Source organism: Rhodanobacter sp. DHB23 (genome assembly GCF_014842975.1).
In the GTDB taxonomy this organism is placed as follows: Bacteria; Pseudomonadota; Gammaproteobacteria; order Xanthomonadales; family Rhodanobacteraceae; genus Rhodanobacter_A.
The window spans coordinates 1-609 of the sequence record NZ_JACYXK010000001.1; the positions used below are offsets into that span (position 1 = coordinate 1).

At 53.4% G+C, this 609-nt stretch carries 1 protein-coding gene; it reads left to right on the forward strand.

All coding sequences use genetic code 11. From position 1 onward, the window contains the following. Positions 1 to 103: 103 nt before the first annotated feature. Complete coding sequence (locus tag IHE47_RS00005) at positions 104 to 418, forward strand: hypothetical protein (protein ID WP_192102873.1); 315 nt, start codon at positions 104 to 106, stop codon at positions 416 to 418. The last annotated feature ends 191 nt before the right edge of the window (positions 419 to 609 follow it).

Genomic DNA, 609 nt, shown 5'->3' on the forward strand with positions numbered 1-609 from the left:
TGAGCAGATCAAAGCGGGCCTTTGGTGGCTTGAGCCAGGGGCCTAACTACTCGTTCAAGGCGGACGCCTCCGGCGCCGCTTAACTCCAGCGTTAGGCATAGGAATGAGAGTTCTCTTTGCGCTGCTAGCTCTTCTGTTTGCAACGTCTTTGCGTGCAGCCACTTCGCACCAGACCGATGCGCAGTTTGATGCTCAATTTCTCTGTCCCGAATCGCTGGCTTCCGATCAAGCTAGAGACACAGCAACACGTAGGTTTGTCTACTGGGTACGTCAGAACCATGGCGACTGGACAATCCTGCAAATGGTTAAATTTAGATTGCGTTTGCTCGAAGAGCATGGGTGTAAGCAAACGCTACAGAACATCCGCACGCACGAACAACAGCAAGCTGCTCAAACCTCAAGCGCTGGTGGAGATTAATTTGTCTCACCTATGCCTAACTATTCGTTCAAGCGGACGTCTGCGGGTCGGTTGCGGTAGCATGTTGTGCACAGCGGCAGCCGCCGCTTAACTCAAGCGTTAGGCCTTTGCTTGTGTGGCAACGCGGCTAGGTGGGTTTCGTTCTTCAGCGCGTTGTCGTGTAGTGTTTCGCTTCGGCAAGTCTGCTTGTG